The organism is Roseomonas aerilata DSM 19363, from assembly GCF_000711725.1.
Taxonomy (GTDB): Bacteria; Pseudomonadota; Alphaproteobacteria; order Acetobacterales; family Acetobacteraceae; genus Roseomonas; species Roseomonas aerilata.
Genome location: NZ_JONP01000009.1, coordinates 125610 through 141232 on the forward strand (window position 1 = coordinate 125610; position 15623 = coordinate 141232).

At 72.2% G+C, this 15623-nt stretch carries 14 protein-coding genes; 4 read left to right on the forward strand and 10 right to left on the reverse strand.

Annotated elements, in window-relative coordinates; all coding sequences use genetic code 11:
• Positions 1-46: 46 nt before the first annotated feature.
• Entirely contained in the window at positions 47-1603 is a 1557-nt protein-coding gene (locus BO39_RS12625) for a coiled-coil domain-containing protein (RefSeq protein WP_043833692.1), read from the reverse strand.
• 335 nt (positions 1604-1938) lie between these two features.
• Between BO39_RS12625 and BO39_RS12630 the strand changes: the two genes are divergently transcribed.
• From BO39_RS12630 to BO39_RS12640, 3 genes are read left to right on the forward strand one after another with little or no spacing between them, the layout of a single operon-like run.
• A complete protein-coding gene (locus BO39_RS12630; RefSeq protein WP_043833695.1) occupies positions 1939-2832 on the forward strand; it encodes a polysaccharide deacetylase family protein in 894 nt (297 codons plus the stop codon).
• Positions 2819-3802, forward strand: a complete 984-nt coding sequence (locus BO39_RS12635) for a tripartite tricarboxylate transporter substrate binding protein (RefSeq protein ID WP_052402015.1) — start codon at positions 2819-2821, stop codon at positions 3800-3802. Before BO39_RS12630 ends, BO39_RS12635 begins: the two co-directional genes overlap by 14 nt.
• A 29-nt stretch (positions 3803-3831) precedes the next feature.
• Positions 3832-5907, forward strand: coding sequence for a prolyl oligopeptidase family serine peptidase (locus BO39_RS12640; protein WP_043833697.1), 2076 nt, complete (start codon positions 3832-3834; stop codon positions 5905-5907).
• On the opposite strand, the gene greB is transcribed toward BO39_RS12640, so the two are convergent.
• The 9 genes from greB to BO39_RS12685 all read right to left on the reverse strand — a co-directional run bounded on the left by greB (position 5895) and on the right by BO39_RS12685 (position 14718).
• Positions 5895-6353 carry a transcription elongation factor GreB gene (greB, locus tag BO39_RS12645; protein WP_245615136.1) on the reverse strand — a complete coding sequence of 153 codons (459 nt, stop codon included), beginning with the start codon at positions 6351-6353 and terminating at the stop codon, positions 5895-5897. The genes BO39_RS12640 and greB overlap by 13 nt on opposite strands.
• 112 nt (positions 6354-6465) lie before the next feature.
• Entirely contained in the window at positions 6466-8304 is a 1839-nt protein-coding gene (gene htpG, locus BO39_RS12650) for a molecular chaperone HtpG (protein WP_043833700.1), read from the reverse strand.
• A gap of 77 nt (positions 8305-8381) precedes the next feature.
• Positions 8382-8576, reverse strand: coding sequence for a hypothetical protein (locus BO39_RS12655; protein WP_043833703.1), 195 nt, complete (start codon positions 8574-8576; stop codon positions 8382-8384).
• Between the two features lie 95 nt (positions 8577-8671).
• On the reverse strand, positions 8672-10933 hold the full coding sequence (locus BO39_RS12660; protein ID WP_043833705.1) for a xanthine dehydrogenase family protein molybdopterin-binding subunit: 2262 nt from the start codon (positions 10931-10933) through the stop codon (positions 8672-8674).
• A 2-nt stretch (positions 10934-10935) separates the two neighbouring features.
• Positions 10936-11949: an FAD binding domain-containing protein gene (locus tag BO39_RS12665; RefSeq protein ID WP_043833707.1), complete on the reverse strand. Its 1014-nt coding sequence runs from the start codon at positions 11947-11949 to the stop codon at positions 10936-10938.
• Position 11950: 1 nt separating this feature from the next.
• Positions 11951-12421: a (2Fe-2S)-binding protein gene (locus BO39_RS12670; protein WP_043833710.1), complete on the reverse strand. Its 471-nt coding sequence runs from the start codon at positions 12419-12421 to the stop codon at positions 11951-11953.
• Between the two features lie 125 nt (positions 12422-12546).
• Entirely contained in the window at positions 12547-13233 is a 687-nt protein-coding gene (locus BO39_RS12675; protein ID WP_043833712.1) for a haloacid dehalogenase type II, read from the reverse strand.
• Positions 13234-13294: 61 nt separating this feature from the next.
• A complete protein-coding gene (locus tag BO39_RS12680) occupies positions 13295-13714 on the reverse strand; it encodes an NfeD family protein (protein ID WP_043833714.1) in 420 nt (139 codons plus the stop codon).
• Positions 13699-14718, reverse strand: coding sequence for an SPFH domain-containing protein (locus BO39_RS12685; RefSeq protein ID WP_084698077.1), 1020 nt, complete (start codon positions 14716-14718; stop codon positions 13699-13701). Before BO39_RS12685 ends, BO39_RS12680 begins: the two co-directional genes overlap by 16 nt.
• 159 nt (positions 14719-14877) lie before the next feature.
• Between BO39_RS12685 and BO39_RS12690 the strand changes: the two genes are divergently transcribed.
• Entirely contained in the window at positions 14878-15534 is a 657-nt protein-coding gene (locus tag BO39_RS12690) for a polysaccharide deacetylase family protein (RefSeq protein WP_043833716.1), read from the forward strand.
• Positions 15535-15623 lie beyond the last annotated feature (89 nt).

The following is a 15623-nucleotide window of genomic DNA, read 5'->3' on the forward strand; positions in this document are numbered from 1 at the left end:
GTCGCAGCGGCCGGGCGCGGGCAAGCCGCGACCCGGCCGCTGGCCTTTAGCCCGGCGAGGCCGGGGCGGGCTGCGGGGCCGGATCCGCAGGCGCAGGCTCAGGTGCCGGCGCGGCGCGCAACCGCGCGGCGTTCTCCTCGAGGGTGGAGATTTCCTGCCGACGCTGGGTCGCCTGCTCGATCAGCGCCGCCACCTCGGCCCGCAGGCGCTCCAGGCCGGAGCCGGAGGTGGTGATATCCGCCTGAAGCGCCGTCGAGCGGCCCTCCAGCGCGCGCAGGCGTGCCGTGGCTTCCTCGATGTTGCGGGCCAGTTCGGCGTTGCGGGCGGTGCTCTCCTCCACCTCCTTGCGGCGGGCGGCGAGGTCGTTTTCGCTGGCCGTCGCGGCCTGCCGGAGCTCGCCGAGGCGGCGGTCGGCCTCGGCCAGGGCCTGCTGGCGGCCAGCCAGCGCGGCTTCTGCCTCGCTGACCTGGGTGCGGAGCGCGGTCGCGCGCTCCTCCATGGCGGCGGCCTGCTGCTGGGAGGCGGCGGCCGCCTGCTGGGCTGCGGCAGCGGCCTGCTGCGCATTGGCGAGGTTGCCGTTCAGCTCCGCCAGCCGCGCCTCGGCGGGCGCGATCGCCTCCGCGGCTTGGCGCAGCTCGCCCAGGCGGCCTTCGGCGGCGGTCGCGGCGGCGGTTGCCTCGGCCACGCGGGCCTGGGCCACGCGGAGCGCCTCGGCGGCGGCCTGGGTGTTGCGGTTCAGCTCGGCCAGCCGCGTCTCGGCGCCGGCCAGTTCGCCCTGGCGGGCGGCGAGGGCAGCTTCGGCGGCGGTGATCGCCTCGCGCAGCTGCTGGGCGCGCCCGTCGGCACCGGCAATGGCGGACTGGCGGGTGGTCAGTGCCTCCTGCGCCTGCCCGGTTTCGGCGACGAGAGCGGCGACGCGGGCCTGGGCGGCCTCGGCGGCGGCGCTCAGCTCGGCGGTCCGCGCCTGGGCCTCACGCAACGCCCCTGCTGCGGCCTGCTGCTGGCTGCTGAGGGAGGCGAGTTCCGACCGGCGCTGAGCCAGGGCGGTCTCGGCCTCGGTCACCTGGGCGCGCGCCTGATCAAGCGCGGCGGCCGCGGCCTGGGCCTGCTGGCGGAGGTCGTTCACCTGGCTCTCGGTCGCGCGGGAAGCGGCGGTCAGCTCGTTCACCCGCGCCTCCGCGGCGCTGCCCTGCTGGGACAGCTCGGCGAGGCGGGCCTGGGCGGCCTGCGTGCCGGTGGCGAGTTCACGGCCGCGGGCCTCGGCCTGGGCGGTCGCGGCACGGACGGCTTCGGCGCGCTGGTTGAGCGAGGCGAGGTCGCCATTCGCCTGCCGCTCGCGTGCCAGGGTGCCGTCGAGGTCCGCGAGGCGGGCGGCCTGGCCGCGCCGTGCTGCCTCCGCGCTCTCCAGCCGGTTCCCGCGCGAGATCGCCATGGACCAGCCGATGACGAGCAGGAGGAGCAGCACGCCGAGCGTGCCGATGACGGTCCAGGAGAGGCCGAGGATGCCCGGCCTGGGGGCGGAACCGGCGGCCGGCTTCGCCGCCGTCGCGGGAGCCGGGCCTCCCCGGCCCGGGGGGGCGCCGTTGCGCTGGTTGTTTGCCATGGTGTCGCGCCTCAGAGGGGGGTGGCGGTGCGCCGGGCCTGGGGGTGGCCCGGAGTCGCGTGGCACTTAGCCGGGCGGCGCGCGGGGCGCGAGACAAGGGAAAGGCACCCCGCCAGAATGTGAGGGGCCGCCGGGCGCGGGTGGTCTGCTTGCCTCGCCTGCCGCTGCGGCCTAGCCTCGCTAAAGAACTGAACGGAAAAGAGCCCGCGCCGCTGAGCGTTGGGACGGGGAGGGGCGAGGATGCGCGACGCGCCTCGGTGCCTCCCTGCCGTTCGCACGGCCGGCGGGGAGGGCGCTTCCGACCCTCGCCCGGCGGCATCGCTGGAGAGCCTCACTTGACCGAACAGACCGCTTCCGTCCTCCGCGCGGGCGATGCCTTCCGCTGGCCAGGGGGCGCGCGGGTCGGGATCGTCTTCAACATCGCCTATGAGGGCTGGTCCGAGGGGCAGGTGCCTGGCATCGGCCCGATGGGCAATCCGCTGAAGCCCGGCTTCTTTGACGCAAACGCCGCGAGCTGGGGCCTCTATGGCGCGACGCGCGGCATCTGGCGCGCGCTGGAAGTGGCCGCGCGGAACGGCGTGAAGACGAGCGTGATGACGAACGGCGTGCTGGCGGAGAAATGGCCCGACACGGTGCGCGCCATCCATCGCGGCGGGCATGAGGTGGTGGCGCATTCCTACGGGATGGACGTCATCCCCGTTTACCTCGACGAGGCCGGGCAGCGGGAGAACATCCGCCGAACCACCGGGCTGATCGCGGACATCACGGGCGAAGCGCCGCGCGGCTGGATCAGCCCGCGCGGCACGGGCAGCCCGATCCATGTCGGCCTGCTGGCCGAGGCCGGCTACCTGCACCACGGCGACTGCAACGACGACGACCTGCCCTACCTCGCGCGGGAGGGCGGCGCGGAGATCGTCGCCATCCCGCTCATCATGGACGTGAACGACCTGCCGAGTGCCATCCGCTACGGCAACAACGCGCGCGCCATGCTGGAGCAGTTCCAGGACGCCTTCGCCGCGATGCGCGAGCGCGAGACGCGGCCGGTGATGCTCGACGTGACGATCCACACGCATGTCTACGGCCGCCCGGCCGGGGCCTGGGTCTTCGACGAGATCATGCGGCAGGTAAAGGCCGCGAGCGATGTCTGGACGGGCACGCGGCTGGAGGCGGCGGAGCACCTGATGGCGAACCGCGGCGCGCTGACGGCCACGCCTCATGTCGCGGGCTAGCGGCGTGCTCGGCCGGCGCGGGTTGCTCGGCGGGGCGGCGCTCTTCCCGCTCGCGGCCTCGGCCCAGGCCCCGGCGGGTGCCTGGCCGGACCGGCCGGTGCGGATGGCCGTCGCCTTCGCGCCCGCGGGGCCTGCGGATCTCGTCGGGCGCATCGTGGGCGACCGGCTGACCCAGATCTGGGGACAGGCAGCCGTGATCGAGAACCGCGCGGGGGCGGGTGGCAATATCGGCGCGCAACTCGTCGCCCGGGCACGGCCGGACGGCTACACCGCGCTCGTCACCACCAGCGCCTTCGCGGTGAACCCGAGCCTTTCCCGCAGCACCGGCTATCGGCCGGAGGAGCTGGTACCGGCGGCGCTCATGGCCTCCACGCCGAACCTACTGGCGGTGCGGCCGGACTTCCCGGCGAAGGATATCGGGGAGCTGATCGCCTACGCGCGCCGGCAGCCGCTGAACTTCGGCAGCGCGGGCGTCGGCACCACCCCGCATCTTTCGGCGGAGCGGCTATTCCGGCTGCTGGCGAAGGTGGACGCGCAGCACATCCCCTTCACCGGCGCCGGCCCGGCACTGACGGCCGTGCTCGGCGGGCAGTTGGAGCTGGCCAGCGTGGCGCTGCCGGCGGCGATGGAGATGGTGCGGCAGGGGAGCGTGCGCGGGCTGGCCGTGACCGGCGCGCACCGCTCCGCCGCGCTTCCCGAGGTGCCGACGCTGGAGGAGCAGGGCTTCACCGGCGTGGACGACGTGACCTGGACCGCCCTGTTCTTCCCCGCCGCCACGCCCGCCGCCATCGTCGCCAAGGCGAATGCCGACGTGGCGCAGGCGCTGGTCGACCCCGGGACGCGGAGCCGGCTGGAGGCGGTGGGCTTCGACGCGATGGGCGGGAGCCTGGAGGAGGCCTCCACCTACGTGGCGAACGAGATCCGCCGCTGGGGCGAGGTTGTGCGGGCGGTGGGCATCACCACGGATTAGGCCGCCCCGCGGTTCATAGAGAGCTCCATATGACCAGCCCCGTCGATCCCCGCCCCACTCTCGCCACGCCGGACGACGATCCGTGGCTCTGGCTGGAGGAAGTTGAGGGGGAGCGGGCGCTCGCCTGGGTGGACGGACAGAACGCGACGACGCTCGCACGGCTGGCGGATGCTCGCTTCGAGGCGGAACGGGAGGCGGTGCGGCGCGTGCTCGACCGGCCGGACAAGCTGCCCTTCGTCACGCGGCGCGGCGAATGGCTCTACAACTTCTGGCAGGACGCTGGGCATCCGCGCGGACTTTGGCGGCGGGCGTCGCTCGAATCCTACCGCGACCCTGAGCCCGACTGGGACGTGCTGCTCGACCTCGACGCCCTCGCGCGGGAGGAGGGGGAGGACTGGGTCTGGAGCGGCGCCGCCACCCTGCCGGGGAGCCATGACCTCGCCATCCTCCGCCTCTCGCGCGGCGGCGGGGATGCGGTGGTGCTGCGCGAGTTCAGCCTCGCGGATCGCCGCTTCGTCGAGGATGGTTTCGTGCTGCCGGAGGCCAAGAGCAGCGCCGACTGGATCGACCGGGACACGCTGCTCGTCTCATCCGCGCTGGGGGAGGGGATGGCGACGCGCTCGGGCTACGCGCGCACGGTGCGGCTCTGGCTGCGAGGCACCGATCCGCTGGCGGCGCCGGTGCTTTTCGAGTGCGATCCCGATCATATGGGTGCCTGGGGCGGCGTGGACCGGGAGGTGCCGGGACGGCTGGTCTTCATCGACCAGATCGGCTTCTACGACACCACCGTTCATCTCGGCGACCGAAGCGGCGCGGGGCCCGCGATCGACCTGCCGGCGGACGCCGACTTCCGTTGGCAGCGCGGCTGGCTGGCGGTGCGGCCGCGCAGCGCCTGGACGGTGGGCGGCACGACCCACGCGCCCGACACGCTGCTCGGCATCCGGTTCGATGCGTTCATGGCGGGCGCGCGTGACTTCCGCGTGCTCTTCACCCCCGGCGAGCGGCGGGCTTTGCAGGGTTTCTTCTGGTGCGACGGGCGCCTCGTCGCCTCGGTGCTGGACGAGCTGCGGCCGGTCTTCATCGTCTTCACGCCCGGTGAGGAATGGCGGAGCGCCGGGCTGCCGGGCCTGCCGGAAGCCGGCGTCGCGCATCTCTGGCCGCTCGACAGCGAGGCCGAGGAATCGGACGGCAGCCTGCTCGCGCAGTTCGAGGATCCGGTGACCCCCCCGAGCCTGCTGCTGACGGACACCGCGCTCTCGGCGCCGCTGCTGCTCCGCCGCTCCTCCGCGACCTATGACGCGACTGGCTGCGTGGTGACGCGGCACGAGGCGATTTCCGTGGATGGGGAGCGCATCCCCTATGTGCAGACGGGGCCGGTGGGAGAGACGGGCGAGGCGCCGGTGCATCTCTCCGGCTATGGCGGCTTCCGCATTTCCCGCCTGCCGAACTACCAGGGGATGCAGGGCAAGCTCTGGCTGGAGCGGGGCGGCACCACGGTGGTCGCGAATATCCGCGGCGGCGGGGAGTTCGGCACGCGCTGGCACGAGGCCGGGCGCCGAGAAGGCAAGCGGCTGTCGCATGACGACTTCGCCGCCGTGGCCGCCGATCTCGTGCGACGCGGCGTGACACGGCCCGGGCGGATCGCGGCGGAGGGCGGCTCCAACGGCGGGCTGCTGATCGCCAACATGCTGACCCGCTATCCCGAGCGCTTCGGTGCGCTGTTCTGCACGATCCCGCTCATCGACATGCGCCGCTACAGCAAGCTGCTGGCCGGCGCGAGCTGGATTGCGGAGTACGGCGACCCCGACAAGCCCGAGGACTGGGCGTTCCTCCAGCACATGTCCGCCTATCACGTGGCGGAGCCCGAGCGGCCCTATCCGCCGATCCTGCTGGCCACCACGCGGCGCGACGACCGCGTGCATCCCGGCCACGCCCGCAAGATGGCGGCGAAGTTGCAGGCCATGGGCTATCCGGCACTGTTCCACGAGCCGGCGGCGGGCGGGCACGGCTACGGCAAGGACAATGCGGAGGTGGCGGGCTTCGCGGCCCTCGGCGCCGCTTTCCTGCGGCGCGCGATCGGCTGGGAGGCGGATCAGCCGGGATAGGCGATGGCGGTGATCTCGACGGAGGAGGGACCGGCGGGCGTGCGGACCGTCACCTCGTCGCCCACGCGCGCGCTCAGCAGGGCGAGCGCCATCGGGGAGGCGATGCTGATCTTGCCGGCGGCCATGTTCGCCTCGTCCTCGCCGACGATGGTGACGCGGCCTTCCTCGTCCCGCTCGTTCAGGTAGGTGACGGTCGCGCCGAAGAAGACGCGGTCGCGCTGCTTCTGGGCGGCGGGATCGACGATCTCGGCGGACTGGAGGCGATGGCCGAGGTAGCGCAGGCGCCGGTCGATTTCGCGCAAGCGGCGCTTGCCCTCCTTATAATCGGCGTTCTCGCTGCGGTCGCCGTTGCCGGCGGCCCAGGAGACGATCTCCACGACGCGGTGCCGCTCGGCCTTGCAGGCCTCGTACTCGGCACGCAACGCGGTTTCTCCGGCGGGCGTCATGTAGAACTTGCCGCGGGGCAAGCCCGGCGGCGGGGCGGCCTCGTCTTCGTCGTCCACTGATCCGTCTTTCAGGCCGTTGGGACCGCGGCGCCCCGCGGTCCCCTGGTTGGGCTCAGCCGAGGCTGGCCGCGAAGGCATCTGCGACGCGCCGTGCGAAAGCGCCGGGGTCGCGCGGTGCGTCGCCGTCCTGCACGCGGGCAAGGTCCAGCAGCAGGCCCGCCGCATCCGCCAGGGAGGCCTCGCCTGTGGCTTTGGCCGCGAGGGCACGGACCAGGCTGTGGCGCGGGTTGATCTCGAGCACCGGCAGGCCAGCGCCCAAGCCGCGACCGGCGCGGTTGAGCAGGCGCTGCATCTGCAGGTCCGGCCCGCCCTCCGCGGCCGCGAGGACGACGGGGCTGCCAACCAGGCGCTCGGTCGCACGTACCTCGGAGACCTGGTCCTTCAGCGCGTCCTTCAGCAGTGGGAGGAGGCGGGAGACATCGGCGGCCTCCTCAAGCGCGCCCTCCGGCGCCGCGACCTTCGAGAGGTCCACCGCGCCCTGGGTGACGCTACGGATCGGCTTCTCTTCGAAGCGGTCCAGACGCTCCGGCCAGAAGGCGTCGATCTGGTCTGACAGCAGCAGCACTTCGACGCCGCGGGCGCGGAAGCCCTCGAGTTGCGGGGAATTGGCCAGAGCCTCTGGTGCGTCGCCGGCGAGGACGTAGATCGCCTCCTGCCCCTCCTTCATGCGGGACACGTAATCGGCGAGCGATGTCCAGCCCTCCACGGCGGAGGAACGGAAGCGCAGGAGCTGGGCGATATCCTTGCTGTGCTCGGGGCTGTCGAAGAGGCCTTCCTTCAGCACGGGGCCGAAGTTCTCCCAGAACTTCGCGTAGTCCTCCGCCTCCTTCGCGCGCGCCTTCAACTCGGAGATGACGCGGTTGGTCACGGCGCGGCGGATGCGGGCGAGGATGGGGGTGGCCTGCAGCATCTCGCGAGAGACGTTCAGCGGCAGGTCCTCGGTATCAACCACGCCGTGGACGAAGCGCAGCCAATTCGGCAGCAGCCCGGCCTCGTCGGTGATGAACATGCGGCGGACATGCAGGCGCACGCGGCTCTCGCGCTCGCCCTCCACGGCCTCGAAAGGCTTCATGCCGGGGATGAAGAGGAGGGCGGTGAAGTCCACCGTGCCCTCGGCCGTCCAGTGCAGCGTCGCCCAGGGCTCGTCAAAGACGTGGCCGAGGTGGCGGTAGAACTCGGTATAGCTCTCGGCCGTGATCTCGGACTTCGGCTTGCGCCAGAGGGCGGTGCCCTCATTGGCGGGCTCGTCCTTCCCCTCCCGCGCCACGGTGATGGGGATGGTGATGTGGTCGGCCCACTTGCGGATCACCGCCTTCAGCCGGAAGGGCTCGAGGTAGTCGGCCGCGTCCTCCTTCAGGTGCAGGACGATGTCGGTGCCCGGCTCCGCGCGCGTGGCGGGGGAGAGGGTGAAGTCGCCGCGGCCCTCGGAGGCCCAGGTCCAGGCCTCCTCGGCCCCGGCCTTGCGGGAGGTGACCTCGACCCGGTCCGCCACCATGAATGCCGAGTAGAAGCCGACGCCGAACTGGCCAATGAGGCTCGGCCGATCGCCGGCCGGAGCTTCCGCCAGGGACTGGGTGAAGGCGCGAGTGCCGGAGCGGGCGATGGTACCGAGATTGGTCGCCAGCTCGGCCTTGGTCATGCCGACACCGGGGTCGGAGATGGTGAGGGTGCGCCCCTCCTTGTCCGGCACCACGCGCACGGCGCCGCCCTCGGGCACGGCGGGCACGCCGCCCGTCAAGGCCTCGAAGCGGCGGCGGTCCACGGCGTCGGCCGCGTTGGCCACCAGCTCGCGCAGGAAGATCTCGCGGTCGGAGTAGAGGGCATGGACCACCAGGTCCAGCAGGCGCCCGACCTCGGCGCCGAATTCGTGGCGCTCCACCGTCTCGCTCACAAGCAACCTCCAGGAAGGGGAAGGGAACTGGCGGCGATATGAAACGGAGGGCGGCCGGCTTCAAGCCCGCGCGAGCGCTAGTCCTTGGAAGGCGGCGGGCCGTTGCCGGGGCTGCCGTCGCCGGGCTCGCCACTCCACTCGTCGGTGATCATGCCCTGCTCCTCGCTGATCTTGTCCAGGGCCTCACGGGACGGGGGCCGGGGGATATGACCCCCGGTGGCGGTCTTGCTGTCGAAATCGGCCTTCGGACCTTCGGGCGGTCGTGCGGTCATGCTGGCCTCCTGCTTGCCGAGCCCTATTCAACGCGCCGGGGCGGCCGGAGTTCGCGCTGGCGCCTTGATCGGGAGCCGGCACCTCCCTCGCTTGGCTAGAGCAGGTCCTCGATGCGGATCGGCAGTTCGCGGATGCGCCGGCCCGTCGCGTGCCACACCGCGTTGCACACCGCCGCGTTCATGCCGACGATGCCGATCTCGCCCAAGCCCTTGATGCCCAGCGGGTTCACGCGGTCGTCCCTCTCCGGCACGAGGATAGCCTCCACCTGCGGCACATCCGCGTTCACGGGGATGAGGTATTCGGAGAGATTGTCGTTGACGTAGCGGGCCGCGTTCGGGTCGATCTCCGTTGCCTCGTGCAGCGCGGCGCCGATACCCCAGATCATGCCGCCGATGCACTGGCTGTGTGCGGTGAGCGGGTTGACGATCGTACCCGCCGCGAAGGCGCCGACGGCGCGCGGCACGCGCACCTCGCCCGTGCGGGAATGCACGCGTACCTCCACGAACTGGGCGCCGAAGGTGTAGGTGGTGGCGTCCTGGCGGCTATGGCCGCGGGACATGGACATCTGGCCGGCATAGGCCTTGCCGATGGACTCCCTCGGCAGGCCCTGGGGGATGTTCTCCGCATAGACCTCCAGCACGCCGCCGGTGACGCGCGAGAGGGCCGCCCGCAGGTCCTCCTTCGCGCCGGCAGGGCTCCGCAGTGCGCCTTCCCGCAGCACGAGTGCCGAGGCATCCTGGCCGCTGAGAGCGCCGTCATTCGTGACGACGGCGGCGAGGGCCAGCTTCTGGCGGATCTCCTCGCACGCCTTGGCGACGGCGTTGCAGATGCCGGCCGTGTGGCTCGATCCCGCCGCCAGCCCCGCGGCCGGCAGTTCGGAGCCGCCGAGTTCGACCGTGACGTGCTCGATCGGCAGGCCAAGTCGCTCCGCCGCGGTAATTGCGAGGACGGTGTAGGCGCCGGTGCCGATGTCGTGCGCCGCGATCTGCACGCGCGCACGGCCTTCTGGTGTCAGCGTCACGCGCACGGCGGCGGGGCCGATATTGGCGGGGTAGGCGGCGCTCGCGCAGCCCCAGCCGACCAGCCAGTCGCCGTCGCGCATGCTGCGCGGCGCGGGGTCGCGCGACTTCCAACCGAAGCGGGCGCCCGCCTGATCGTAGCACTCCATGAGGGAGCGGGAGCTGTACTCGAGACCCGTGGCCGGGTCCCTCATCGTGTCGTTGACGCGGCGCAGCTCCACGGGGTCCATCCCGAGTGCCACCGCCAGTTCGTCCATCGCGACTTCCAGCGGGAACATGTAGGGCGTCTCGGGCGGGGCGCGCATGAAGCCCGGCGTGTTCCGGTCGGCGTGGACGATGTTCACCTTCGTCAGGATGTTCGGGCAGGCATAGACCCGCGCCGTCGTCTCCGTGCCAGAAACATTGTACTGCGAGGGGCGGGAGGTGACCTCCCACCCCTCGTGGCGCAGGGCCGTCAGCCGGCCGTCGGACGTGGCGCCGAGCTGGATGTGGTGTCGCGTCTCGGCGCGGTAGGTGACGATGGTGAAGCCTTGGTCACGCGTGGGCACCAGCCGCACGGGCCGGCCGAGGCGCCGCGCGGCGATTGCGATCCAGGCCGTGCGCGCCGTGATGCCGCCGCGGGAGCCGAATGCGCCGCCGACATAGCGCGAGATGACGTGGATATCGCCCGGCTCGATGTGGAGCTGCTGCGCAAGGTTGCCGCGCAGGCCGTAGACGAACTGGCTGGGCTCATAGACCGTCAGTTTCGACCCGTTCCAGACGCAAGTGGTGGTGAAGAGCTCGATCGGGTTGTGGTGCTGTGTCGGCGTGCCGTAGCGGGCATCGACCTTGAACGGCGCGGCGGCGAAGGCGGCCTCGGCGTCGCCGACGTGGTAGTCCTTGTGCTCGCCGGCCTTGCGGACCTCCTCCTCGGCCCCAGGGCTGCCGAAGGTGGCGGAGGGGCGCTCGGCCTCGTAGTCGACGCGCACCTTGTGAGCGGCCTCGCGAGCTGCCTCGAAGCTGTCGGCGACCACCACGGCGATGATCTGGCCGTCGTGCCAGACACGGTCGGATTCGAGCGTGGAGGTGGTGTCGCCGCCCGCCATGGGCTTCGGCTTCTCGGCCTCGCCGCCGACGTTCTCGTGGGTAAGGATGTCCAGCACGCCGGGCACGGCGCGGGCCTGATCCAGATGAAAGCCGCGGATGCGGCCTCGGGCAATGGAGCTGGTGACAAGGAAGGCGTGGGCTGGATTGGGCACGACTTCGTCGGAAGCGTAGCGGGCGCGTCCCGTAAGCTTCGCGCGGCCGTCGATGCGGAGGGCGGGCTGGCCGATCATCGTCTGGGTGCCGTCGGGCATGGTCAGACCTCCATCTCGGCGGCTTCGAGCAGGGCGCGCACGAGGGTTCGGCGGCCGAGCTCCGGCTTGAAGTCGTTCTCCCCGTGGGTGACGGCGCCGGCGAAGGCGGCCTCGGCGGCTTCCTGCGCGGTGGACTCGTCCAGCCGCCGACCCCGCAGCGCGGCCTCGGCTTCGTGCGAGCGCCACGGCTTCGCGGCGAGGCCGCCCAGGCCGATGCGGGCCTCGCGCACCGTGCCGCCCGCGAGGTCCAGCGCCACAACGGCGGAGGCAACGGCGAAGGCGAAGGAGGCGCGGTCACGGACCTTCAGGTAGAGGGAGCGGCCCGTCCAGGGGCCGGCAGGCACGTGGAAATCGGTGATCAGCTCGCCCGGGCGCAGGTTCGTCTCGATCTGTGGCGTGTCGCCGGGCAGGCGGTGTAGGTCCTCGAAGGGAATGCGGCGGGAGCCACCCTCGGGCGAGGCCAGCCCGACCTCGGCGCCGAAGGCCGCGAGGACATTGGCGAAGTCGCCGGGATAGCTCGCGATGCAGGCCTCGCTGACGCCGAGCACCGCGAGCAGGCGGTTCACCCCCTCCTTGGCCGCGCAGCCGCTGCCGGGGCGGCGCTTGTTGCAGGCATCCCAGCTCGGGTCGCGGAAGTAGTTGCAGCGTGTGCGTTGAAGCACGTTGCCGGCCAGCGTCGCCATATTCCGCAGCTGCTGGTTGGCGGCCTGCTGGAGCGACTGTGCGATGGCCGGGTAGTCGCTGAGGATCGCCGGGTGCTCCGCGGCCTCCGCCATATGGGCCAGGGCGCCGAGGCGAAGTCCGGAGGCGTCGGCTTCGATCCCGCCATGGGCGCCCCGCAGCGCTCCGATGTTGATGAGCGCGGGCGGGTGCATGACACCGATCTTCATCAGGTCGAGCAGGTTCGTGCCGCCGGCCAGGTATTGCGGCGGTGGCGCATCGGGTGCCGCGTGGCGCGCGCTGGCGGCCAGCGCCGCCTCGGTGCCGCCTGCAGGCTCGTAGTCGAACGGGCGCATCTCAGCGGTTCTCCAGCAGCGGCCGGGCTTGGCGGATGGCGGCGACGATCTTCGGATAGGCGGCGCAGCGGCAGAGATTGCCGCTCATGTATTCCCGGATCTGCTCGTCGGTTTCCGCGTAGCCCTCCTGCACGCAGGCGATGGCCGACATGATCTGGCCGGGCGTGCAGTAGCCGCACTGGTAGGCGTCATTCTCGAGGAAGGCCTGCTGCATCGGGTGCAGAGGCTCGTCGTCGCCTGCCAGCCCCTCGATGGTCGTGATCGCCGCGCCCTCGGCCGCCACGGCGAGGGTGAAGCAGGCGAGGACGCGGCGGCCGTCCATCAGCACCGTGCAGGCGCCGCACTGCCCGAGGTCGCAGCCCTTCTTCGTGCCGGTCAGCTCCAGCCTCTCCCGCAGCGCGTCGAGAAGCGTAGTTCGGACGTCCACAGAGAGCGCGTGCTCCGTGCCGTTCACCGTCAGGCGGATGTCCATGGGCGCTCCTGGGGCTGGTCTGCCGGCGGCGCGACGGCCAGGCTGCCGGGCGGCGCGCCTACCGAACCACCGGAGGGGTGCGGCAGTTGCGGGCCGTTCCGTTCAGGCGAACAACGGGCGTCGCGCTACAGTGCCGCCAGGGCCGCCGCAGCCTCGGCGAGGGAGGACGCCGTGATGTCGGGCGTCCGCATGGTCGGGGGAAAGGGCCGCTCGCCCGAGACATAGGCAGCGGTCAGCCCGGCGGCCTTGGCGCCCTGGATGTCCCAGGGATGCACGGCCACCAGGGCCAGCCGGCCGGGATCCAGCCCGGCGCGCTCGGCGGCGCGGGCATACACCTCGCGTCGGGGCTTGAAGAGCTTTACCTCCTCGACGGAGACGATCTCCTCGACGAGGTCCGCGAGCCCCGCGCCCTCCAGCAGGGCCCGGGTAGAGGCGGCCGCCCCGTTGCTGAGGGCGATGATGCGCATCCCGGCCCGGGAGACGGTGCCGAAGGCCTCCCGCGCGTCGTAGCGCGCGGGCAGGCTCTTCATGCGCTCCATCAGCAGGGCCTTGGTCTCGGGGGCAGGGGAGAGGCCCTGTTCGCCCAGCACCTCCTCCAGGGCGCCCGACAGCACCTCCGTGAAGGGGCGAAAATCTCCGGTGGCGGAGAGGGCGAAAGCGTCGCGCAGGGCGGCAGCGAACCAGCCCTCCAGCCCGGCGGACGGAAGGCCCAACTCCTCGATGGTCGGCCGCAGCGGGTGCAGCGGGAAGACGGTTCCGATGATGTCGAAGGCCACCGCCTCCGGCCGCGCTGCCTTGCCGAAGCCCAGCATCCCGGCTCTCCCAGTTGGTTCCGGCTGGGAGAACGGGTGGGCGGGGCCGGCGTTGGCGGGGTTAGTCCAGGGCGCGCACCACCAGCACCGTTCCGTCCACGCCCTCCACGCGCACGAGGGCGCCCGCGGTGGGATGCGTGCCGGCAGCGGGCCGTGCCGCCCAGTCGCTGTCCCCGATCCGCACGCGCAGGCCAGCCGGGTCGGCGGAGAGCACGCGGCCCTCCCGCCCGGCCAGCCCGGCCTCAGGAGTGTTCAGGCCTGTCCGCCCGCGGGGACGGTGTCGCAGGCCGAGCGCGACGCCGGCCGCCATCAGGATAAGGAAGATGACAACCGAGGCCGGGAAGCCGGGATCCGCCACCAGTCCAACCAGCCCCGTGCCGATTGCCGCCAGCCCCGCCCAGAGAAGGAAGATGCCGGGCAGCACCAGCTCCGCCCCCAGCAGGACGAGGCCGGAGAGGAGCCAGATCAGCCAGCTGTCCAAGGGCTCGCTCCCGTCGGCGGCACAGTGCGCGAGGTGCTTCCGCCTGCGGGCGGCGGGGGCGCGAAGCCCGGTGGCCTGGGCGGGGCGGGGCCAGGGCGCGCCGGGCCGGGGGACATGCCGCCGCCGGAGCCGTCCCGCAGCAATTCCAGCGCCGCCGCAACCCCGCCCGCAAGGCCGGAAGCCTCCATCGGCACGATGACGAGGCGAGAGGAGGGACTGGCCGCGATGGCCTGGAAGGCGGCGACATAACCCTGCGCGACGAAGTAGCGCAGCGCATCCCCGCCGGCGCCGCTGGCGGCCTCGGCCACCATGCGGGTCGCGGCCGCCTCGGCCTGGGCGGAGCGCTCGCGGGCCTCGGCGTCGCGGAAGGCAGCCTCGCGCCGGCCCTCGGCCTGCAGGACGAGCGCGGCCTTGGCGCCCTCCGCCTGCACGACCGTCGCGCGCCGCTCCCGCTCGGCGGTCATCTGCAGGTTCATGGCGCGGATGAGGTTCTCCGGCGGCTCGATCTTGCGGATCTCCACGCGGTTCACCTTCACGCCCCAGGGCTCCGTCGCGCCGTCGAGGGTGACGAGGAGGGCGGAGTTGATCCGCTCTCGGGAGGAGAGCGTCTGGTCCAGGTCCATCTCGCCGATCACGGAGCGGATATTGGTCATGGAGAGGGCGGTGAGCGCCTGTTGCAGGTCCTGCACCTGATAGGCCGCTTTCGCCGCGTCCATCACGCGGTAGTAGACGATGCCATCAACGGCGACGGAGGCGTTGTCGCGCGTGATCACCACCTGCTCGGGGATGTCGAGCACCACCTCCTGCACGTTCATCCGCCGGCCGACGGCGTCCACGTAGGGGATGATGAAGTTCAGCCCGGGTTGGAGAAGGTGCGTGAAGCGGCCGAAGCGCTCGACCGTCCAGACCTCCCCCTGCGGCACGGTGCGGATCCCCTTCGCCGCGGTGACCACAGCGAGGACGAGGATGACGGCAAAGACGACAACGGTGCCGGAGACGGGCATGGGCGACTCCCCCTGTGATGGGCCAAAGGCTAGACCGTTTCGCGCCCTGCGGGGGACAAACCCGCGCGGGGTACGGCCGGACCGCCAGGGGCAGGGGGACGGCCGGGCAAAGCGGGTGTATCACGGCCCCCCGCGGCACCCGAGCGAGGACGGCATGACGTGTTCGACCTGACCCTGAGCTTCGACAACGGCCCTGAGCCCGAGGTGACGCCGCTGGTGCTGGATACGCTGCGGGCGCGCGGGTTGCTGGCAACGTTCTTCGTCCTCGGTCGCAAGGTGGCCGAGCCTGGCGGCATGGAGCTGGCGCGCCGGGCGCACGCGGAAGGGCACCACATCGGCAACCACACCTGGAACCACGCCACCCCACTCGGCGAGATTACAGAGCCCGGCGCCGCGGCGGCGGAGATCCGGCGAACGCAGGAGTTGATCGAGCCGCTGGCCCACCCCGACCGGCTGTTCCGGCCCTTCGGCGGCGGCGGCAACCTCGACCGCCGGTTGCTCAACCCGGAGGCCCTCGAAACGCTGCTGGACGACGGCTTCACCTGCGTGCTGTGGAACGCCGTGCCGCGGGACTGGGCGGAGCCGGAGGAATGGTGCGAGAGGGCGCTTGAGCAGTGCGCGAGCCAGCCCTGGACGCTGCTCGTCCTGCACGACCTACCGACCGGGGCCATGGCGCATCTCGGCCGCTTCCTCGACCTTGCGGCGGACCGGGGCGCGCGGTTCCGGCAGGACTTCCCGCCGGATTGCGTGCCGCTGCGGCGGGGTCATCTCGCGCACGACATGACCGGCTACGTGACGGCAGGCGCCACCGGCTGAAGCGCGGCCGGGGAGGGGACGGACGGTGCCGCGCGGCCTATGCTGGCGGTTGCGCGGCGTCCCCCGGGGATGCCGGGAGGAGGGATCGC